Genomic DNA, 21,183 nt, shown 5'->3' on the forward strand with positions numbered 1-21,183 from the left:
TTGCGCGTGTGGGTCGTGGCCCCGCCCAGTTCCTCGGCGGTGACATGCTCGTTGGTGACCGTCTTGACCACGTCCGGGCCGGTGACAAACATGTAGGAGCTGTCCTTGACCATGAAGATGAAGTCGGTCATCGCGGGGCTGTAGACGGCCCCCCCGGCGCAGGGCCCCATGATCACGCTGATCTGGGGCACCACGCCCGAAGCCATGATGTTGCGCTGGAACACTTCGCCATATCCGGCAAGGCTGTCGACACCTTCCTGGATGCGCGCGCCGCCCGAGTCGTTGATGCCGATCACCGGCGCGCCGTTCTGCATCGCCATGTCCATGATCTTGCAGATCTTCATCGCGTGGGTGGCGCTGACCGATCCGCCAAGCACGGTGAAATCCTGGCTGAACACATAGACCATGCGGCCGTTGATCGTGCCCCAGCCGGTGACCACGCCATCCCCTGCGGGCCGGTTCTCCTGCATGCCGAAATCGATGCAGCGATGGGTGACGAACATGTCGTATTCTTCAAAGCTGCCCTCATCGAGCAGCAGTTCGACCCGCTCGCGCGCCGTCAGCTTGCCGCGTGCATGCTGCGCGTCGATGCGGTTCTGCCCACCACCCATGCGGGCATCGGCGCGGCGGGTCTCCAACTCTTGCAGAATATCTTTCATGGACCGTCCCTTTTCGCTTTCGCCGGAACATACTGTTACGCAGCATTCCCTCAAGCTTTAAAGAGCAAATTTGCAAACCATGAAAATCGCTTGTGCTGCAATTTGCAAAACTGCAAATTGTATCGTTACGCCTGCCCATATGGACATTCCTCAACCGCAGGCGTAGCGATACATGATGAGTTACGCCTCTAAGGTCCGATTTCTCGACCGATCCACACCGCCGCATATTGTCACACTGATCCTGCTCGCGGGGCTTTCGGCGTTGGTGATGAACATCTTCCTGCCATCCCTGCCCAACATGACCGCCTATTTCGACACCGAATACCGGCTGATGCAGCTGTCGGTGGCGGGGTATCTCGCGATCAACGCGGTGCTGCAAATCCTGATCGGCCCGGTCTCGGACAAGCTGGGCCGCCGCCCGGTGATCCTGTGGGGGATCGGCGGCTTCTGCGTGGCGACCCTGGGCTGCATCTACGCGCCCGACATCTACACCTTCCTCGCCTTCCGCATGGCGCAGGCGGTGATCGTGACCGCCATGGTCCTGAGCCGCGCCGTGGTGCGCGATTGCGTGCCGCAGGAACAGGCGGCGTCGATGATCGGCTACGTGACCATGGGCATGGCCGTGGTGCCGATGATCGGCCCGGCCTTCGGCGGCATCCTCGACGAGGTGTTCGGCTGGCAGTCGAACTTCTGGCTGCTCTTCATTCTCGGCCTCGGGATGCTGTGGCTCTCCTGGTCCGACCTTGGCGAAACCGCCAGCGTCAGCGGCCTGACCCTGACCCAGCAATTCGCGCAATATCCCGAGCTTCTGACCAGCCCGCGCTTCTGGGGATATGCGCTCTCCGCCGGCATGTCCTCGGGCGCGTTCTTCGCCTATCTGGGCGGCGCCCCCTTTGTCGGCACCGAGGTATTCGGCATGTCGCCCGCCGTCCTGGGCTTCTTCTTCGGCGCGCCCGCGATCGGGTATTTCCTCGGCAACTTCATCTCGGGGCGCTACTCGGCCCGGATCGGCGTGAACCGCATGGTGTTTACCGGCACGTTGATCAACGCGTCGGGGATCATCCTGTCGATGGCCGTGTTCTGGGCCGGGCTGGGGTCGGAATGGACCTTTTTCGGCTTCATGACCTTCGTGGGTCTGGGCAATGGCATGACCATCCCCAACGCCACCGCCGGCATGCTTTCGGTCCGCCCGCATCTGGCGGGCACGGCCAGCGGCCTGGGCGGCGCGATCATGCTGGGCGGCGGCGCGGGCCTGTCGGCGCTGGCGGGGGCATTGCTGGTTCCGGGATCGGGCCCCTGGCCGCTCTTGTGGATCATGTTCGCCACGGCGATCTTTGCGATCATGGCGATTCAGCTGGTCATCTGGCGGTCGGCCCGTCTGGCGGGGCTGGACAGCGCGGGGTGAATTTGCAAACTCGGTCCTGACAGGCTGCAAAGCTGCAAAGCCCCGAGGATGCGATGCCCACCCAGAAACTCTATGCCGGCGCCAAGCTGCGCGAGATTCGCACCCGGCTGGGCATCACCCAGCGCGATTTCTCGGCCAAGATGGGCGTGTCCCTGCCCTATCTGAACCAGATGGAGAACAACAAGCGCCCGATGTCGACAACGGTGGTGCTGGCGCTCGCGCAGGAGTTCGGCATCGACGTCACCGAACTGGGCCAGGGCGACGCGGAACGCATGATCTCGGACATGCGCGAGGCGCTGGCCGACCCGGTCTTCGCCGATGCCGCGCCGCCGATTGCCGATCTGCGCCTCACGGCCTCGAACGCGCCGGGGCTGGCGCGGGCCTTTCTCGAACTGCACCGCGCCTATCGCCAGACCCATGAACGGCTGGCGTCACTGGACGAGGCCCTGGGCCGCGAAGGCGCGCAGTTGCAGCCCAGCCCCTGGGAAGAGGTGCGCGACTTCTTCCATTATTGCGACAATTACATCGACGCCGTGGACAAGGCCGCCGAACACGTGGCGACGAAGCTGACCGGATCGGACCGGGTGCGCGCCGCCATTCGCGGGCTGGAGAACGAGGGCCTGCATGTGCGGTTCGCCAATGTCCCAGACCTGCGCCGCTTCGACGCGCTGCGCCAGGAGCTGACCCTGTCATCGCTGGCCGCGCCCGAAACCCAGACCTTCCAGATGATGCTGCAACTGGCGCTGACGCGGCATGGCAAGCTTCTGGACGCGACGCTGGACCTGGGCCGGTTCCAGTCCGACGCCGCCCGTGACATCGCCCGGTTGGGGCTGGCGAATTACTTTGCCGGCGCCGCCATGATGCCCTACGGCCAGTTCCTGCAGGCCGCGCAGGCGACGCGCCACGATCTGGAGCTGATGGCGCGGCGCTTCGGCGCGTCGATCGAACAGGTGGCGCACAGGTTGTCGACCCTGCAACGGCCCGGCGCCAAGGGCATTCCCTTCTTCTTTGTCCGGGTCGACCAGGCCGGCACGATCACCAAGCGGCACTCGGCCACGAGGTTGCAATTCGCCCGCTTCGGCGGCGCCTGCCCGCTGTGGAACGTGCACCGGGCGTTTGAGACACCGGGCCGGTTCCTGCGCCAGCTGGCCGAAACCCCGGACGGGGTGCGCTATATCTCGCTGGCGCGCGACGTGTCCAAGACCGGCGGGCATTTCGGTGCCCCGGTGCGGCGCTACGCGATTGCGCTGGGATGTGAGGTCAAACATGCAGGCGCGCTGGTCTATGCCGACGGTCTGGATCTCACGCGCGACGGGGCGTTCGAGCCGATCGGGATCTCCTGCCGCATCTGCGAGCGGTCGAATTGTCATCAGCGGTCGGTGCCACCCTTGGAGCGCAAGCTGACGATCCAGACGCATCGGCGCGGAATATTGCCCTACGAACTGAGTTGAGCGGGTGGCGATGCGTCGACGCATCGCGTGTTTCCGTTGACGGAAACACTTGGGGGCCAGCCCCCAAACCCCCGGGATATTTCCGAACCGGAGAAGATCAGGCCGGGGCGACGGGCCAGCGATGTGCAAGATCGGCCATCAGCGCGCGGTCGGTGTCGTCGAGCGGGCCCGTGGCCCCCGGACGAAAACGCAGCCGGAAGCTGTGCAGCAGCGTGTCGGGCTGCACATCGGCGGTGTAGCCGAAACACCGCGCGTTCCGCAAGAAATCCCCCGTGCCCTGTGCGTCGGGCCAGACGGCCAGGCCATGGCGCGCCAGTCGCTGCCAGTCGAACCGCGCGCCGGGGTCGATCTTGCGGCCCGGCGCCATGTCGGAATGGCCGATCACCCGTTCGGGCGGGATCGCGTGGCGCGCCATGATGGCGCCCACCAGGGTTTCGAGCGCGTCCATCTGGGGCGCGGCGAAGGGCGTGGCGCCGCTATTGGCGATCTCGATGCCGATGGAGCGGGAATTGACGTCGGTGACCGGACCCCAGGCCCCTGCCCCGGCATGCCAGGCGCGGTCGGCCTCGTCGACGAGGTGCCAGATGGTGCCATCCGGAGCGATCACGTAATGCGCAGAGACCTGGGCATCGTCGTGGCAGAGCCAGTCGCGCGCCTTTTGCGCGCAGTCCATGGCGGTGTAATGCAGCACGATCAGGTCAGGCCGCGCGGTGTTCCGGCGCGGGCCGCAATTGGGCGATGGATGCCAGAGCGGCGTCAGTTGCGCACCGCGCGGAAGGGGGCCGGATCCCAGCTGCAGGCGAAGCCGTCGCCATCCGGGTCGAGGTTCTGGCGGTCACGGTCCGGCCCGCCACTGGCGAGGAAGGCCTCTTGCGCCAGGTCGGGCGAGGCGAAACCCGCGCAATTGCGCAGGTGGCGGTTTTCCGAGGCGAAGGCGGAGCGGCGGTAGATCGGCGCCCCCCTGGGGTTGGTGGTCTGGAGCGCATAGGCGACGATATTGGGCGCATCGGTGCCGGGGCGCGTGGGCAGCGCTTCGGGCTGGATGATTTCGTAGCGGGCCCGGTTCTGCGCGATCAGGGCGGCATCGCCCTCGATGCTGCGGGTGTTGGAGACGGCGTCGAAATCGTTCTCGCCCGAGATGCCGGCGGCGTTTTCGACGATCTGCGGCGCCGGGTTGCCGGGGGAGGCCTGCACCGGATCGACGCCGGAATTGGCGATGCGCGCCTCGATGCGGGCTTTTTCCTCGGGGGACATCGCGTTGAGCGGTGCGCCTGTGACCGGCGGCGGTGCCGTAATGGTCGTCGGGGCCGCGCGGCCTTCGAGCACCGCTTCGCGGCGCTGCTGGTAGCGGTCGTAATTGTCGAAGCCGACACCTTGGGCGCTGTTGGGGACGGTCGGGCTGCAGGCGGTCAGGGCGAGCAGCACGACGCCACCTGTCAGGCTGCGGATGGGGATGCGTGTCTGTGTCATGTCCTGCCTCGTTCGGCGCGTGTTACCACCATTGGGAGGGCTTCGCCACGAAGCCTGCCGCCTGTTCGAGCGCGTAGGCGGTATTCAGCAGATCGCCCTCTTCCCACGGGCGACCGATCAGTTGCAGCCCCAGCGGCAGACCTTGCCTGTCGAGCCCCGTCGGCACCGAGATGCCCGGCAGACCGGCAAGGTTCACCGTCACGGTGAAGACGTCGTTGAGATACATCTCGACCGGGTCGGAATGTTGCTTGCCCAGTTCGAAGGCTGCCGAGGGTGTGGCCGGTGTCAGGATCGCATCGACGCCCTGGGCAAAGACATCCTCGAAGTCCTTCTTGATCAGGGTGCGGACCTTGCGGGCGCGGTTGTAATAGGCGTCGTAGAACCCCGCCGACAGCACGTAGGTGCCGACCATGACGCGACGCTGCACTTCGGGGCCGAAGCCTTCGGCGCGGGTCTTCTCGTACATCTCTGTGATGCCGTCGCCCTGTGCCAGTTTCGCGCGGTGGCCGTAGCGCACGCCATCGTAGCGCGCGAGGTTCGAGGACGCCTCGGCGGGGGCAATGACGTAATAGGCGGGCAGCGCGTATTTCGTGTGCGGCAGGGAGATGTCCCTGAGGGTGGCCCCTGCGTCCTGAAGCATTCTGCGCCCTTCGGACCAGAGCGTTTCGATCTCGTCCGGCATGCCGTCCATGGTGTATTCGCGCGGGATGCCGATGGTCTTGCCCCGGATGTCTCCGGTCAGCATCGCTTCGAAATTCGGCACGGCCAGATCGGCGCTGGTGCTGTCTTTCGGGTCGTGGCCGCACATCGCCTCGAGCATGATGGCCGCGTCGCGCACATCCTTGGTCATCGGGCCGGCCTGGTCGAGCGACGAGGCGAAGGCGACGATGCCCCAGCGCGAGCAGCGGCCATAGGTCGGCTTGATGCCGGTGATGCCGGTGAAGGCGGCGGGCTGACGGATCGACCCGCCGGTGTCGGTGCCGGTGGCGCCCAGGCAGAGGTCTGCCGCGACCGCCGAGGCCGAGCCGCCCGAGGAGCCGCCGGGCGTCAGCGCGGTGTCGTCATTGCCGCGGCGCCACGGGTTGATCGCGTTGCCATAGGTCGAGGTTTCGTTGCTGCTGCCCATGGCGAACTCGTCCATGTTCAGCTTGCCCAGCATGACCGCGCCCGCGCCAAAGAGCTGGCTGGTGACGGTGCTTTCGTATTCCGGCCTGAAGCCGTCGAGGATGGCGCTGGCGGCTTGGGACGGCACGCCCTTGGTGCAGAAGAGATCCTTGATGCCCAGCGGGATGCCGCAGAGATCGGGCGCGTCGCCGGTCTTGATCCGGTCATCGGCGGATTTCGCCTGGCCCAGCGCCACCTCCGGTGTCTTGTGGACAAATGCGCCCAAGGCGTCGGCGGCGTCGATGGCCTTGAGGCAGGCCTCGGTCAACTCGACGGAAGTCACTTCGCCCTTGCGCAGCGCGTCGCGGGCCTCGGAGATCTTGAGGCTGGTCAGATCGGTCATCATTCCACCACCTTCGGCACGGCGAAAAAGCCTTCACGCGCGTCGGGCGCATTGGCCAGGACCTTGTCCTGCATGCCGCCATCGGTCACGCCGTCCTGACGCCGCTTGAGCCGCATCGGTTCCACGCTGACCATCGGCTCAACGCCCTCGACATCGACCTCGTTCAGCTGCTCGATGAAGCCGAGGATGTTGCTGAACTCCTGCGCCAGAGCGGGCAGCGCATCGTCTTCGACGCGGATGCGCGCAAGCTTGGCCACGCGGGCGGCGGTTTCGATATCAATGGACATGCGGCGGGATCCCCCCGGGTTTGCGGAACGCTGGTCTTTGGCAGCGTTTAGCCCTAGCCGGGAGTGGGTTCAAGGGCGCAACCGATCCCTCAACGCGCCGTGATCGACCGGCGCCGCCGTCCCTTCCGTCCCGTCCGTCATGCCGCCCCGGCGGCGTCTTCGGTGTCGAACACGCTGCGCGGCAAGGTCAGGACATGCTCGACCCCGGACCGGTGCCACGTGCTGTCGAAGGCCCCGCCGATCTGTCGGGCCACGGTCAGGTCGATCAGGCGGCTGCCGAAACCGCTCGGGCTTGGCGGCTCGGCGATGTCGGGGCCACCGGTTTCGCGCCAGACAAGCCTGAACTCATCGCCCTGGCCCACGCCATTCACGGTGACGGTGCCATCCGCGACAGACAAGGCGCCATATTTGGCGGCGTTCGTGGCCAGTTCGTGAATCACCAGGGCAAGATCGGTCACGGTCTGGCCGGACACGCCCAGCGTGGGCAGGTCCACGAACAATTGCGTCCGCCCCGGATGCAGATGGGGCTGGACCAGCCGGTCGAGCAAGCTGTGCAGGTCGATGCTTTCGACCTTGACCTTGCCGTCCGACAGCGCCGGGCTGATCATGCCATGGGCACTGGAGAGCGCCGACAGGCGGCCATGCAGGACACGCGCCATGTCCTGGGCGCTGTCGGCGGAACGTGCTGTCAGGCTGATCATGCCGCCAACGACGGAAAACAGGTTCTTGACCCGATGATTGAGTTCGCGCGCCAGCGTCTGCATCGCGTCGCGCTCGTGCCGAAGTTGCAACTCGGTTTCCAGCGTCCTGCCGAGATCCGTCAGGGCCTCGGCATCGGTCCGGGTCCAGTTTCGGGGCATGTGGTCGATGGCGCAGAAAGCCCCGACCGCCGCACCCGATGGCGCGTGGATCGGCGCGCCGAGATAGGCGACGATTCCAAGGTCTTGTATGGCGGGATTCGAATGCAGCAGCGGATGTTCGCGCGCGTCCGACACCGCCAGCGGGCGGTCATGCGCCACGACATATTGGCAGAATGAATGGCTCAGCGGGGTTTCGCGCAGGTCCGCGCAGCCCTCTGGCAGACCGCATTGCGCCTTGAGAACCTGCCGCGTGTCGGACACGAACGAGGCCAGCCCGACAGGCACCCCGAGAAGGTTGCTGGCCAGCCGGACCGCGCGGTCGAACACGTCTTCGGAGGAGGCGTGCATCACCCCGGTTTCCGCCAGCGCATGCAGGCGATCCGGGTCGGCGAGGCGCGCGTAATGGTCCGGCAAAAGCTCGGTCGGGAACTCGGCAAAGTCGGTCGACTTTTGAATGTTCAAGCGTGCGGCCCCCGATGACGCGAAAGATGACGTGGCTGACAGACATACCGCACCCAAGCCTGAGCGCACCCGTCATGCGGCACTTCGGGGCAGCTCTGACCCGGCGAGATTGAGTCGCCTTCATGTTACCGAGGCAAAAATGTCGCTCCAAGGCGAAATGTCAGTTTCGGTGAAAAACCGCTGATTATCGCGGAGTCACGGTGTCAACTTGAACTGACACGAGGCGTGGCCGGGCATCGCGCAGCAGGCTGTTTCCACGCACAGGACATGCGGGCCGACCAATGTGCGGTACAGCTGCTGGAAGACCGCGGCATGCCACTGGCAGAGCGGCACGTCGCTGTGTTCGCCCTGCACGATGGGGTTGTCGGCAATCTCGAATCGCCACGGCCCCCGGGCGACAAATCTGCCCGAACCGGCAAAGGTCCAGGCATGGCGGGTGATCGCCCGGCTCAGCATGCGCGCTGCCACGGGGGCCGGCAACGCCCTGAGCAGCCAATGCACCGGCTGCGGAATGCGATGCGCGAGGATGTAGTCGGCGGTCGCCGTGCCGGCTTTGGCGGCCAGGTCCGGTGCCATCTCGGGCATGTCGCGGCGCAGCGCCTGATGCAGGCGCGCCGCGTCGCCTTCGGGAATCATCCGGCTGCCATCGGGCATTTCGGCGACCCCGGCCCTGGCCAGCATCTGTGCCGCCCGCGCCGCGCCGCAGGTCCGTTCGATCTGCGGCACCAGTTGCAGGATGGCGTTGGGCCCGATCAGCGCGCCGTGACCGGTGGCGTGGCGGGGATCGTGGCGGACATCCTCAGACGTCCTCCATTTGCTGCGATCCTCCTCCACAGGCCTTGACCTCGGCGCCGTTCGGCATCTTGAAATCCTGTGTGCGCATGGCCGACCGTTCCTTCATCTGCGCCTTCACCGCCTCGCGGCGTTCCTTGGCGGCGGCTGCCTTGTCGGCTGACGACACCCAATCCTCCATCTGCGCCTCGGCGATGGTGCGGGTCTCGTCGAAGTGGAAATCCAGCTTGTTCTTGGATTGCGGCCCGGTATAGCCGACCTTGCCCAGATCATAGAAGGTCCGGCCCACGCCCGCCTTGAGGAAGGCATAGAGACAGCCCAGCAAATAGCGCCGCCGGAAGCCGGTGCCGCGCCACGGATAGTGGAACAGCGCCTTCTTCATGTAGAACCGGCGATAATTGTTCATCACCCCGTCCAGCAGTTCCCCCCGCTCCATCGCGGCGGGTTTCATGATGGGTGTCACGAAGTTGTAGCGACTGAAATCAAAGACTTCGACCTGATCCTTCAACTCCTGAAACAGGGGCGTGAAGGGCCACGGCGTGTACATCGACCAGTTCGCCAGACCGGGCTGCCAGTCCCAGGCCATCTGGTAGGTCTCTTCCAGCGTTTCGGGGGTCTCGTTGTCCAGACCGACGATGAACTGTGCCTCGACAAGAATGTCGGCTTCGCGCAGCAGGCGAATGGCGGTCTTGTTCTCGTCGACCTTTGTTTCCTTGTTGAAGATGTCCAGCTTCATCTGCGCCGCGGCTTCGGTGCCCAATGACACATGCACAAGCCCTGCCTTGCGGTAGAACTTGAGCAGATCGCGGTCGCGGTAGATGTCGGTGACGCGGGTGTTGATGCCCCACTTGACCTTGTCGGGCAGACCGCGGTCGATCAGCTCCTGACAGAAGGCCACGAATTTCTTCTTGTTGATGGTGGGTTCCTCATCGGCAAGGATGAAGAAGCCGACACCGTGGTTGTCCACCAGATCCTCGATCTCGTCGACCACGTCCTTGGGATCGCGCACGCGGTAGTCGCGCCAGAATTTCCATTGGGAGCAGAAGGAACAGGTGAAGGGACAGCCACGCGCAAGGTTTGGGATCGCGACGCGGGTGCCGAGCGGGATGTAGATGTATTTCGACCATTCCAGAACGGTCCAGTCGGGTTTGATCTTGGACAGGTCCTTGACCGTGCTCGCCGCCGGGGTCGCGACGATCTGGTCGCCGTCCATGAAGGCCAGACCCTTGATCTTGTGCTTGTCGGCAGGCCAGCGCCCGTCCTCAATGGCGAGCATCAGCTCGGTGCAGATCTCTTCGCCTTCGCCGCGCACGATCACATCGACCCAGGGCGCCTCGGACAGGACCTGCTTGTACATGAAGGTCGCGTGCACGCCGCCCAGCATGCGCACGGCATTCGGCACCACCTCCTTTGCGACCTTGAGAACATCCTCGGCGCGGTAGATCGACGGAGTGATCGCGGTCACGCCGACCACGTCGGGCTTGACCTCCTCCATCTGGCGCGCCAGTTCGGCATCGTCGATATTGTCGGTCATGGCGTCGATGAAATGGATGTCGTCGAACCCCGCCTGCCGCAGATGACCGGACAGGTAGGCGACCCAGGCGGGCGGCCAAGTGCCCGCGATCTCGGCCCCGCCGGAGCGGTAATTCGGATGGACAAACAAAATGCGCATGGCGACTCTCCCCGTATGTGTCAACTTATTCTGACACTTAATCCGTCAGATTTGATTGACATGGATCAAGACAGCATCAGAGCTTTTCCCCCGCGCAGGCTGTGGTAGCCTTCCCGGACACAGGAGGGAGGTTCACAGATGAACATCATTTGGCTTGGACACGGATCATTTCGCATCGAAATCGGCGACCAGATATTGCTGGTCGACCCTTGGCTGACCGGCAACCCGATGATGGAGGGCCAAGACCACGACGCCGCCGTCGCCGGGGCGACGCAGATCCTCGTCACTCATGGGCATTTCGATCACACGACGGATGTGGTCGCCCTGTCTCAGAAAACCGGTGCCCCGGTGAGCGCGATCCATGAACTGGCGAACTACCTGTTCGGACAGGGCGCGATCGAAGGCGCGGGGTTCAACAAGGGGGGCACGATCGGGTTCGGGGATGTCACCGTGAGCATGGTGCCCGCGTCACATTCCTCGTCCATCGTCGAGAACGACCGCCCGGTCTACATGGGGATGGAGACCGGCTTTGTCATCAAGGGCGACGGCCACACGATCTACCTGTCGGGCGACACGGCGATCATGGCGGACATGGAGTGGATCGGCGATTACCACAAACCCGATATCGGCATCCTGTCGGCGGGTGGACATTTCACCATGGACATGGCCGGGGCGGCCTATGCGGCCAAGCGGTATTTCGACTTCAAGACGGTGATCCCGTGCCATTACCGCACCTTCCCGCTGCTGGAGCAGAACGCCGAAGTGCTCAAGGCCAGCCTGCCGGATGTCGAGGTGATCGAACCGCAGGTGATGCAGGCGATCACGCTGTAATCCGGGCGCGCAAGCCCGTTCGAACGGGCTTGCCGCATTTTCGAAAATGCGGAAAAGGCCCTTGGAAGGGCCTTCCAGCTCTACCTGACCGCGTTCAGCGCCTGGTTCAAATCGGCAATCAGGTCCGCCGGGTCTTCGATCCCGATGGAGATCCGCACCACGCTCGGTCCGGCGCCCGCCGCTTCCTGCTGCTCCGGTGACAGCTGCCGGTGCGTGGTCGAGGCCGAATGGATCACCAGGCTGCGCGTGTCACCCAGATTGGCCACGTGGCTGAAGATCTCGAGCGAGTCCACGAATTTCACGCAGGCGTCATAGCCGCCCTTGAGCTTGACCGTGAACAGGCCACCCGCGCCCTTGGGGCAGATCTTTTCGACCCGGTGGTTGTAGGGCGATGTCGGCAGACCGGCATAGGTCACGGCTTCGACCGCATCGTGGGTTTCCAGCCAGCCCGCCACTTCCATCGCGTTCTCGACATGCTTCTGCATCCGCAGGCTCAGGGTTTCGATCCCCATCAGCGTGTAATGCGCCGCCTGCGGGTTCAGCGTCATGCCCAGGTCGCGCAGACCGATGGCGATGCCGTGGAACGTGAACGCCAGAGGCCCGAAGGTCTCGTGGAACTTGAGGCCGTGATAGGCGGGTTCCGGTTCGCTCAGCGACGGGAACTTGTCATTTGCCGACCAGTCGAACTTGCCGCTGTCGACGATCACGCCGCCGGTGACGGTGCCGTTGCCGGTCAGGAACTTGGTCATCGAATGCACGACCAGTGTGGCGCCATGTTCGATGGGGCGGCACAGGTATGGCGTGGCGCTGGTGTTGTCGACGATGAGCGGGATGCCAGCCTCGTCCGAGATGGCCGAGATCGCATCCAGATCGGTGATGTAGCCGCCGGGATTGGCGATGGATTCGCAGAACACCGCGCGGGTGTCGTCGTTGATCGCGGCCTTGACCGCGTCCAGATCGTCGAAATCGACAAATGTCGCGGACCAGCCGAAGCGTTTGATCGTCTGGCTGAACTGGGTGATCGTGCCGCCGTAGAGCCGTGTCGAGGCGACGACGTTCTTGCCCGGACCCATCAGCGGGAACAGTGCCATGATCTGCGCCGCATGTCCCGAGGAACAGCAGACCGCGCCCGCGCCGCCTTCGAGCGTCGCCATGCGTTCCTGCAACGCGGCCACGGTCGGGTTCGTCAGGCGCGAATAGATGTAGCCGACTTCCTGAAGGTTGAAGAGCGCCGCCGCGTGATCGGCGTCGCGGAACACGTAAGCCGTGGTCTGGTAGATCGGCACCTGCCGCGCGCCGGTGGCCGGGTCGGGCCGGGCGCCGGCGTGAATCTGAAGCGTGTCGAAACCGTAGTCGGGTCCGTCTGTCATGGTTGTCTCCCCTTTGGTCTGTCTGGTTGCGCACAGGATTAGGCCATCGCGGGGGCGCTCACAACTGCTGCCTTGTGCGAAAGAACAGACGGACAGGCTCGCCCGGTTCCCGACGGGACGACGTTCCGGGTTTCGACGGCAGAGCGAAACACCGGTCCTGCGGGCTTGCAGGACCGCTGCAATCTGCGACACAAGGGAGACCAAGCTGACAGGAGACCGTATCGCCATGACCCTTCCCGCCACGATGACCGCCATCGAGATCACCAGCCCCGGCGGACCGGAGGTCTTGCAGCCCGTGTCGGTCCCGGTGCCCATGCCCAAGGCGGGCGAGATCCTGATCAAGGTGGCCTATGCCGGGGTCAACCGCCCAGATGCGCTGCAACGTGCGGGCCTTTACAACCCGCCGGCGGGTGCGTCCCCCCTGCCCGGTCTCGAAGCGTCTGGCACCGTGGCTGCTGTCGGTGCCGGTGTGTCGCGCTGGAATGTGGGCGATGCGGTCACAGCGCTTCTGCCTGGTGGCGGGTACGCTGAATACGTCACAACCCACGCCGATCACGCCCTGCCAGTGCCCGAGGGCATGCCGATGGATCAGGCGGCGGCGCTCTGCGAGACATTCTTTACCGTTTGGTCGAACGTGTTCCGTCGCGGCGGCCTGCAGGCGGGCGAGCGGTTCCTGGTGCATGGCGGATCGTCCGGCATCGGCACCACCGCGATCCAGCTGGCCAACCTGCGCGGCGCGCGGGTGTTCACCACCGCCGGGTCCGCCGACAAATGCGCCGCGTGTCTCGCGCTGGGGGCCGAGGCGGCGTGGAACTACCGCGAGACGGATTTCGCAGCGGCCATGCGCGCCGAAGGTGGTGCCAATGTGATCCTCGACATGGTGGGCGGCGATTACCTGCCGCGCAACCTCAAGGCGCTGGCCGATGACGGGCGGCTGGTGCAGATCGCGTTCTTGCAAGGCCCGAAGGCCGAGATCAATTTCGCGCCGCTCATGATGCGGCGTCAGACGATCACCGGATCGACTCTGCGGCCCCAGTCGGTCGCCGCCAAGGCCGCCATCGCCCGCGATCTGGAGGCCGAGGTCTGGCCGCATTTGGCCTCTGGCCGGATCGGACCGGTGATGGACAGCGAATTTGCCCTGGCCGACGCGGCCAAGGCCCATGAACGGATGGAAGGCTCGAGCCACATCGGGAAAATCGTGCTCAAGGTCGGCTGAGCGCCGCCAAGATCATTCCGCCGGCATCGGTTGCGGCAGGGCGTCGCGGTCGCGGCCCTGATCCGGCATCACAAGCGTGCGGGTCGGGAACGGGATGTCGACGCCGGCGGCATCCAGCGCCTCTTTGACCCGGCGCTTCATGTCCGCCTGGTACTGGAAATAATCGCTCGACGCGCACCAGACGCGGACAAGGAAATCGACGCTGCTGCTGTTGAGATTGTTGACCTGGATGAACGGCTCGGGGTCGGCATGCGAGCGCGGGTCGGCCATGATCGTGTCGCGGATCACCTGTTCGGCCTGCCCGAGATTGGCGCCGTAGCCGACGCCGAATTCCCACTCGGCGCGGCGGGTGTCATAGGCGGAATAGTTCTTGATCGTCTTGCCCCAGACCTCGGAATTGGGCACCACCACCTTGACGTTGCCGATATCGGCAAGCTCGGTGTAGTTCAGGGTGATCTCCTTGACCGTGCCGAGGACATCGTTGATCTGCACGAAATCGCCGTTCTTGAGCGGGCGGAACAGGATCAGCATGACACCGGCGGCGACATTGGACAGCGTGCCCTGCAGGGCCAGGCCGATGGCCAGACCGGCGGCACCGATGACCGCGATGATCGACGTGGTCTGCACACCGAAGGTATTGAGGACAAAGAGGCCGGTGAAGGCCAGGATCGTGTATCGCAGGATGTTGCCGAAGAAGATGAACAGCGTGTCGTCGAGGCTGGCGTGCATCTGGCCGATCCGGATGACGCGGCGCTGGATCACGCCCGAGACGATGACCCCCAGGATCAGGATGACCACCGCGCCGACAAGATTGCCAAGCGCGCCCAGCAGCGCCTCGAGCGTCAGCAGATCGGCCAGAGATCGGCCATTGTAGATCTCCACCGTGAGGAGCGAGGTGATCTTGTCCCATGCGCCATTTGCGGCGGCTTCGACGTCTTCCATGCTTTGGCCTTCCTTGTTTGCGCGACCTCGGGGTGGCCGCGCCGCAGTCACGGGCGCCTCCCCCTAAAGGTTTCGCTTCGATGTATCTTAGGGGGAGGTATTGCCGTTCGGTCCCTTCGGTGCAACCCTCGGGTCAGCCCGCCCCGCCGTGCGCCATCGACTTGACGACGGCTTGGGTCAGAGTGGGATCGGCGGTCAGCCCGAACATGTCCTGCAGACAGGTCAGAACCGCGATCACGTCCAATAGCGAGGTTTCCCGGACAAGGGCCGTGCCGTGGAATTCCCGAAAGGTCGTGCCCTCGAGCGTGTAGCGCCGTCCGTCTTGCTGACGCGCGACGACAAGCGTTTGCCGGAACAGCGATCCCGGCGGGGTCGCCGCCAGCCAGTTGCCCGCCTGAAGATCGGACAGCGCCGTCACCTCGTCGGTGAAGGCATAGAGATCGGACCAGTCACCGCTGGCGGAGCGACGGCCGAGAACGGTGCCAAGCCCCGGGCGGTCATCCAGACGGAACGCAACGCCATCAGCCACCAAAGGCGTGTCGCGCAGCATTTCAAGCGGGGCTGACGGCCCCGGACCGCCGAAGCCGACATCGACAAGATGCTCGGTCCCTTCTATCGTAACGATCACCACGCAATGGGTTCTGGGCCCCGGTTCGGGGCGATTGCGCATCACCCGCGCCATAAGCAGCCGGGCCTTGAACCCCAGGGCGCAAAGACCCGTGCAGAGCAGCAGGTTGAGTTCGAAACAATAGCCGCCCCGGCGCTGAGCGATCAGCTTTCGGGTCAGCGATCCGAGGTCGAGCGATGGCACGTCGCCCCCCAGAACCGACAGGTTTTCGAAGGGTATCCGCGCCAGATGCGCGCGTGTCACGTCTTCGAGCGTTGCCCGCGTGACCGGTGGTTGCCCGTCGATCTCCAAACGGGCCAGCCACTCGGGCAGCCACGTGGTGTCGGTCGGTGTTTCGGGTGTCATGCGTCCTCGGTGGATGTCAGTCCTCTTCGACCGGCGGCGTGCCGTGAGTGTGGAAGGTCTCGATGGTCTTGAGACCCCAGGCCTGCCCCTTCTTGCGCTCGTCTTCCGTCCAGGTGACGGTCTCCCAATCGGGTTGCAGGATCAGCCGCGCACCCGCGTTGGCCAGTTCCACCCGGTTGCCCGCCGGTTCCCAGACATAAAGAAAGAACGTCCCCTGAATGGCGTGCTTGTGCGGGCCGGTTTCGATATGCACGCCATTTTCCAGAAAGATGTCGGCCGCGCGCAGGATGTCTTCGCGCTGATCCGTGGCATAGGTCACATGGTGCAGGCGGTTCTCGCCGCGGCCGTGTTCTTCGGTGCAGGCCAGATCGTAGGTCTTGTTGTTGATGGTGAACCAGCAGCCGCCCAACCGCCCGTTGTTCAGGCGGATCTGTTCGGTCACGCGACTGCCCAGACAGGTCATCATGAAGTCACGGAACTGGGTCACATCCTCGGCCAGCAGGTTCAGGTGGTCGATCCGGCGCGGCGACACGCCCTGTGCGTGAAAGCGGCTGGACATGTTCTTGAGTGCGGGTTTGTCGTCCTCGGGCGGGTCGTATTTCACCGTGTCCCAGTAAAGCTCGAACACATGCCCGAACGGGTCTTCAAAGCGAAACGCGCGGCCATGGCCCAGGTCGCCCTCGGTCCATCCCTGCACCTTGTAGCCCGACGCCTCGATCACCGCGACGCGCCGCTCGAGAGCCGCCTCGGACGACACGCGGTACCCGATATGCGCCACGCCTGTGCTGTCGGATTTGGTCAGCTTGAGCGTGTGGAACTCGTAGTCGTCCCACGCCCGCAGATAGGCGCTGTCACCCTCCAACGCGGACAGTTTCAACCCGTAAACCCGCGTGAAGAAATCAAGGCTGTCGTCGAACCTGTCGGTCAGGACCTCGACATGGCCAAGATGTGCGACGTCAAAGCAGGGTTCGGTCATAAGCGCCTCAATTGAACATGGTGTTTGGCAGGAACAGCGAGATCTGCGGGAAGGCCACGAGGATCGCCAGCGTGGCCAGCATCATCACCCAGAAAAGGATCACGCCGGTGAAGATCCGGCCCAGCGACACGCCGGGCGCCACGGATTTCACGATGAACACGTTGAGCCCCACCGGTGGCGAGATCAGCCCCATTTCGAGCGCCAGAACCACCAGCACGCCGAACCAGATCGGGTCGATGCCCAGTTCCAGCACGATGGGAAAGAAGATCGGCAGCGTCAGCACCAGCATCGCGAAGCCTTCAAGGAAGCAGCCGAGAATGATGTAGATCAGCAGGATCAGCAGCAGGCTGCCCATCGGCCCCATGTCGAGCGCGGCAAAGCCCTGGGCGACCAGTTCGGTCATGTGGCTGAGCGCGAGGAACGGGTTGATCATATGCGCCGCGATCAGGATCAGCATCACCGTGGCCGTGGTCACGACGCTGTCCTTGGCCGCATCCCAGAGCATCGCGGGTTTCAGCCGCCGCGTGATCGCACCGATCAGGATGACAGCCCCTGCCCCGACGGCGGCGGCCTCGACGGGGGAAAAGAACCCGCCATACATGCCGCCGATGGTGATGAAGATCACAAGCACAATGGGACCGGCGCGGCCGATCGCGCGGATCTTTTCCATGAACGCGGTCTTTGGACCGGGAGGGCCGAAATCCGGGCGGATCATGCACAGGATCGACACGGCCAGCACGAACATCGACAGAAGCAACAGCCCCGGCAACACTCCGGCCAGAAACAGCCGGCCAATGGATTGCTCGGTCAGGATGGCGTAGATCACGAAGCCGGTGGAGGGCGGGATCAGGATGCCCAGAGTGCCGCCCGCGGCCACGACCCCGGTCGACAGGCGGTCGTCGTATTTGAAGCGGTCCATTTCCGCGAGCGCGACCTTGCCCATGGTCAGGGCCGAGGCGACGGACGACCCCGACAGCGCGGCGAACCCGCCGCAGCCGATCACCGTGGCCGAGGCCAGGCCACCCCGGATCGACCCGATCACCGCATAGGCCGCATCGAAAAGCTGACGGCTCATGCCGGTATGCGACGCGACATTGCCCATCAGGATGAAAAGCGGAATGACGATCAGTTCGGGCGACGAGGCCAGCGTGAACGCCTCGGAGGCCAGCAGCGAAGTGGCCGAGTTCAGCCCGTTGAGGCCCCAGATCCCGACAAAGCCCACGGCGAACATCGAGAACGCCACCGGCACCCGCAGCAGCAGCAGCGCGAACAACACGAGGATGCCGAGGATACCCGCGACAGACCCGGTCATGACCGGGTCTCCGTCCGGACATCGCGGCCCGTCAGCAGCAGTTCAAGCGCGCGCAATGCAAGCCCCAGTGATGCCAGCGACATGAACCCGATGGCGGCCCATTGAAAATAGGCCTTTTGCAGGTAAAGAAGGTTCGTCGACAGGTTCAGCATCAACGACAGTTGCGCACTGTCCCAGGTGGCGAGGGCAAGCCAGCCAAAGATGACGGCGCCCAGAAAGGCCACGAAAATGTCGATGCCGCGATTCACGGCGTCGGGGAAATAGCGTTCCAGAAGATCGACCGAGATATGCCCGCCAAGCCGGTCACAGAGCGCCATCGGCGCGAAGACAAGGATCACCGACGCCATCGTCGTGATGTCCTGGCTGCCGTAGAGCGGGCTGCCGAAGGCGCGGCCGATCACATCGATCAGGATCACGACCACGATCCCGATCAGCGCAGTCGCGCCAATGGCAGCGGACAGGCCGATCAGCCTGTCCGCAAGGGTGCGTATACGCTCCAAGGTTTATTCCTGCATCGCGGCCAGGGCGGCGTCGCCGCCGACGCTGTCGACATACTCCGCCACCACGTTGGAGACCGCCTCTTCGAAGGCCTGCGCCTCGTCTTCGGTCAGATCGACAAAGGTGTTGCCGTCATCCGCGCGGGCGGTTTCAAGCGCCTCGGTGGCGGTTGCGTTCCAGGCGGTTTCGGCGTTGTTGCCCAACGCGCAGCCACGGGCCTCGTCGAGCGCCGCTTGCGCGTCGTCGGACAGCGCGTCATACGAGCCCTGCCCCATCACCGCGAAGAACGCCAAGCGACCCAGCGGTGCGCCCAGCGTGTAGGCATCCGCGACCTCGTCGAGTTTGAAGTCGCTGAGCGTCGATGCACCGGTGAAGACGCCGTCGATCAGGCCGGTCTGCATCGCGTTGTAGACCTGGTTGATCGGCATCTGCACCGGGGTTGCGCCCAGTGCCTCGGCCACCTTGCCCGCCGTTGCCCCGGCGACGCGGATCTTGAGCCCCGCCAGATCGGCCGGTGTGCGGATCGCCTTGTCCTTCATGATCATGATGTTCGGCTCGGACGTCCAGAGCGCGACCGGCACGGTGCCGGGAAATTCGCCCGAGATCTCGTCCATCGCGTCACACAGCGCGTCGGCCCCCGTCTTGCCTTCGGGCAGGACGCCCGGCAGTTCGACGATCATGGTCTTCTGGAACTGCTGGGACGTATAGCCCGGCAGGCCCCAGACCATGTCGGCCACGCCCTGCACGGCGCGGACATATTGCTCGACCGGGCCCGCGCCCAGTTCGCCGCCGTGATAGCCGCGCACCGTCAGGCTTCCGCCGGTGGCTTCGGTCAGGTCCGCGTTCAGCTTTTCGATCACGCTGGCGTTGACCGTGTGGAACGGCGGCGTGAAATTGGCGAATTTCAATTCCTGCGCGGCCAGCGGTGCGGCGGCTGCCACAGCCAAAGCGGCCCCGATAAAGGTCGTTCTGAGTGTCATGTCTTTCCTCCCATGTCAGGCCCGAAACCGATCAGGCCGAGTGTTGCAGGCGGCGATCCTTCTGTGTGACCGCCGCCCTGAAATTCTGCTGATCAGACGGCTTTTGCCCGCCAGCTGTCGGCAGCATAGCTTTCCCGTGCCTCGCTTGAATACGGTGTTTCCGAAACCCGCACCCGAATCTCGGCCTGCTTGTGCTTTTCGGCGGATGTTTTCTGCGTCTCGTCGGATTCGCCCCAGCGCATGGTCAGGATGTCTCCAATTTCAACGCTCTGGTCAACAACACCCAGCGACAGCACGCAGCGTTCGTTGTAGCTGTAGCCGTTGAACATGCTCATGCCGACCATCTTGTCGCCATGCATGACCATATCGGCCGAGGACGACGCGTAGTTCGGCTGCGGGAAGTCGATCCACTTGTAGGGGATGCCGTCCTCGAAGGCCGAGGCGATGACCTTGAGCACGTCTTCCTTGTTCCACTCAAAGGTGACCTTCTTGCGGTTGGTCTTGCTCTCTTTCATCTTGAGAAGCGCGTCCTTGCCGATGAAATCGTCTTTCTTCCAGCCGATGTAGAAGTTGTAGCCCAGCTCGAACGGATTGACGTAATAGTCCTCGATATTGTCCGACACAAAGCTGCCGCCGATGGCGCCTGCCGCTTCGTACATGTCGGTGCCCAGCCAGTCGCGGTAATCGGCCAGCATGCCGTCGCCGGTGTAGATGCCGGGCAGCGGCGACGGAATCCAGCCGGATTCCAGCGTGTTGGTCGAATAGGCGCGGCTGCCGCACTGGACCAGATCGACGCCCGCGTCCTTCGCGGCCTGAAGGATGGTCGAGTGGATGTAGTGCTTGTCCTCATACGGACCCCAGACTTCGAGACCCGGCGCGCCGGACATGCCGTGGCGCAGCGCCTGCACCTTTTTGGAGCCGATATTGATCCAGTCGACATGGAAGAACTTGATGTCCTGGATCGGGCCGCCGTTCATCTTTTCAAAGATCTTCGGCGCGTCGGGGCCCTGGATCTGGTAGCGGTAATGGGTGCGCAAGACGCGCTCGCCTTCGGGGCGCGAGGTCGAGCGGGGATCGTGCTTGATCCGCACGTTCCACTTGCCCCAGGCGGCGGCGAACATCAGCCAGTTGGAGGTCGGCGCGCGGCCCACGAGGATGAACTTGTCCTCCCGCTCGCGGAAGATGATGTGGTCGCCGATGACGTGGCCGTTCGGCGTGACCGGCACGTAATGCTTGGCGCGGTTGAGGTTGAAATTCCCGAAGGCGTTGATGCCGTGATAGGCAAGGAATTCCTCGGCCTGCGGGCCTTCGACGATCAGTTCGTCCATATGATGCGACTGGTCGAACAGAACGGCGCTGTGACGCCATGCTTCCTGCTCTACCCGCCAGTTGCGGAATTCCGGGGTCACAACCGGGTAGACATACATCCCGATCTGGGAATTCCGAAGCATTTCAACGGGGTTGCCCCATTCCTTCATCTTGTCTGACAGGCTTGGCATAGATCTGGTCTCCTCCTGAGA

The 21,183-nt window shown here is 64.3% G+C and carries 20 protein-coding genes; 4 read left to right on the forward strand and 16 right to left on the reverse strand.

Going from position 1 to position 21,183, the window contains the following annotated elements:
• The coding region (locus LCF60_RS09005; protein ID WP_292291259.1) for a carboxyl transferase domain-containing protein at positions 1 to 659 on the reverse strand (659 nt) is incomplete at its 3' end.
• Positions 660 to 834: 175 nt separating this feature from the next.
• Between LCF60_RS09005 and LCF60_RS09010 the strand changes: the two genes are divergently transcribed.
• Positions 835 to 2,064, forward strand: a complete 1,230-nt coding sequence (locus LCF60_RS09010) for a multidrug effflux MFS transporter (protein ID WP_292291260.1) — start codon at positions 835 to 837, stop codon at positions 2,062 to 2,064.
• A gap of 53 nt (positions 2,065 to 2,117) precedes the next feature.
• Positions 2,118 to 3,515, forward strand: coding sequence for a helix-turn-helix transcriptional regulator (locus LCF60_RS09015; RefSeq protein ID WP_292291262.1), 1,398 nt, complete (start codon positions 2,118 to 2,120; stop codon positions 3,513 to 3,515).
• Between the two features lie 97 nt (positions 3,516 to 3,612).
• Here LCF60_RS09015 and LCF60_RS09020 read toward each other — a convergent pair whose 3' ends face one another.
• The 7 genes from LCF60_RS09020 to bchE form a co-directional block, all read right to left on the reverse strand.
• Positions 3,613 to 4,203, reverse strand: coding sequence for an N-acetylmuramoyl-L-alanine amidase (locus tag LCF60_RS09020; RefSeq protein ID WP_292291341.1), 591 nt, complete (start codon positions 4,201 to 4,203; stop codon positions 3,613 to 3,615).
• Between the two features lie 68 nt (positions 4,204 to 4,271).
• On the reverse strand, positions 4,272 to 4,985 hold the full coding sequence (locus tag LCF60_RS09025; protein ID WP_292291263.1) for a hypothetical protein: 714 nt from the start codon (positions 4,983 to 4,985) through the stop codon (positions 4,272 to 4,274).
• A gap of 22 nt (positions 4,986 to 5,007) precedes the next feature.
• The gene (gene gatA / locus LCF60_RS09030; protein ID WP_292291264.1) at positions 5,008 to 6,492 is read right to left on the reverse strand and encodes an Asp-tRNA(Asn)/Glu-tRNA(Gln) amidotransferase subunit GatA; all 1,485 of its coding nucleotides are present in this window, start codon (positions 6,490 to 6,492) and stop codon (positions 5,008 to 5,010) included.
• Entirely contained in the window at positions 6,492 to 6,779 is a 288-nt protein-coding gene (gene gatC, locus LCF60_RS09035) for an Asp-tRNA(Asn)/Glu-tRNA(Gln) amidotransferase subunit GatC (protein ID WP_085629752.1), read from the reverse strand. Before gatC ends, gatA begins: the two co-directional genes overlap by 1 nt.
• 137 nt (positions 6,780 to 6,916) lie before the next feature.
• Positions 6,917 to 8,101 (reverse strand): HWE histidine kinase domain-containing protein, encoded by a 1,185-nt coding sequence (locus LCF60_RS09040; protein WP_292291266.1) that lies wholly within the window; start codon positions 8,099 to 8,101, stop codon positions 6,917 to 6,919.
• A gap of 195 nt (positions 8,102 to 8,296) precedes the next feature.
• Positions 8,297 to 8,857, reverse strand: a complete 561-nt coding sequence (gene bchJ / locus LCF60_RS09045; RefSeq protein ID WP_363318401.1) for a bacteriochlorophyll 4-vinyl reductase — start codon at positions 8,855 to 8,857, stop codon at positions 8,297 to 8,299.
• A gap of 43 nt (positions 8,858 to 8,900) precedes the next feature.
• Complete coding sequence (bchE, locus tag LCF60_RS09050) at positions 8,901 to 10,565, reverse strand: magnesium-protoporphyrin IX monomethyl ester anaerobic oxidative cyclase (protein WP_292291268.1); 1,665 nt, start codon at positions 10,563 to 10,565, stop codon at positions 8,901 to 8,903.
• A gap of 138 nt (positions 10,566 to 10,703) precedes the next feature.
• Between bchE and LCF60_RS09055 the strand changes: the two genes are divergently transcribed.
• Positions 10,704 to 11,396 (forward strand): metal-dependent hydrolase, encoded by a 693-nt coding sequence (locus LCF60_RS09055; protein ID WP_292291269.1) that lies wholly within the window; start codon positions 10,704 to 10,706, stop codon positions 11,394 to 11,396.
• Positions 11,397 to 11,476: 80 nt separating this feature from the next.
• Here the strand turns inward: LCF60_RS09055 and LCF60_RS09060 are convergent, their stop codons facing one another.
• A complete protein-coding gene (locus LCF60_RS09060) occupies positions 11,477 to 12,766 on the reverse strand; it encodes an O-acetylhomoserine aminocarboxypropyltransferase/cysteine synthase family protein (RefSeq protein ID WP_292291270.1) in 1,290 nt (429 codons plus the stop codon).
• Positions 12,767 to 12,992: 226 nt separating this feature from the next.
• Here LCF60_RS09060 and LCF60_RS09065 point away from each other — a divergent pair, with 226 nt between their 5' ends.
• On the forward strand, positions 12,993 to 13,982 hold the full coding sequence (locus LCF60_RS09065; RefSeq protein ID WP_292291271.1) for an NAD(P)H-quinone oxidoreductase: 990 nt from the start codon (positions 12,993 to 12,995) through the stop codon (positions 13,980 to 13,982).
• 12 nt (positions 13,983 to 13,994) lie between these two features.
• On the opposite strand, the gene LCF60_RS09070 is transcribed toward LCF60_RS09065, so the two are convergent.
• The 7 genes from LCF60_RS09070 to LCF60_RS09100 all read right to left on the reverse strand — a co-directional run bounded on the left by LCF60_RS09070 (position 13,995) and on the right by LCF60_RS09100 (position 21,162).
• Entirely contained in the window at positions 13,995 to 14,924 is a 930-nt protein-coding gene (locus LCF60_RS09070; protein ID WP_292291272.1) for a mechanosensitive ion channel domain-containing protein, read from the reverse strand.
• A 133-nt stretch (positions 14,925 to 15,057) separates the two neighbouring features.
• Positions 15,058 to 15,897 carry an arylamine N-acetyltransferase gene (locus LCF60_RS09075; RefSeq protein WP_292291273.1) on the reverse strand — a complete coding sequence of 280 codons (840 nt, stop codon included), beginning with the start codon at positions 15,895 to 15,897 and terminating at the stop codon, positions 15,058 to 15,060.
• A 16-nt stretch (positions 15,898 to 15,913) separates the two neighbouring features.
• Positions 15,914 to 16,873, reverse strand: a complete 960-nt coding sequence (locus LCF60_RS09080) for a VOC family protein (protein WP_292291275.1) — start codon at positions 16,871 to 16,873, stop codon at positions 15,914 to 15,916.
• Between the two features lie 7 nt (positions 16,874 to 16,880).
• The gene (locus tag LCF60_RS09085; RefSeq protein ID WP_292291276.1) at positions 16,881 to 18,185 is read right to left on the reverse strand and encodes a TRAP transporter large permease; all 1,305 of its coding nucleotides are present in this window, start codon (positions 18,183 to 18,185) and stop codon (positions 16,881 to 16,883) included.
• Positions 18,182 to 18,685: a TRAP transporter small permease subunit gene (locus LCF60_RS09090; RefSeq protein ID WP_292291277.1), complete on the reverse strand. Its 504-nt coding sequence runs from the start codon at positions 18,683 to 18,685 to the stop codon at positions 18,182 to 18,184. Before LCF60_RS09090 ends, LCF60_RS09085 begins: the two co-directional genes overlap by 4 nt.
• Before the next feature lie 3 nt (positions 18,686 to 18,688).
• A complete protein-coding gene (locus tag LCF60_RS09095; protein ID WP_292291278.1) occupies positions 18,689 to 19,663 on the reverse strand; it encodes a TRAP transporter substrate-binding protein in 975 nt (324 codons plus the stop codon).
• 92 nt (positions 19,664 to 19,755) lie between these two features.
• Positions 19,756 to 21,162, reverse strand: coding sequence for an aminomethyltransferase family protein (locus LCF60_RS09100; protein ID WP_292291279.1), 1,407 nt, complete (start codon positions 21,160 to 21,162; stop codon positions 19,756 to 19,758).
• Positions 21,163 to 21,183: the final 21 nt, after the last annotated feature.

Origin of the sequence: Marivita sp., assembly GCF_020055635.1 — a bacterium.
GTDB lineage: Bacteria > Pseudomonadota > Alphaproteobacteria > Rhodobacterales > Rhodobacteraceae > Marivita.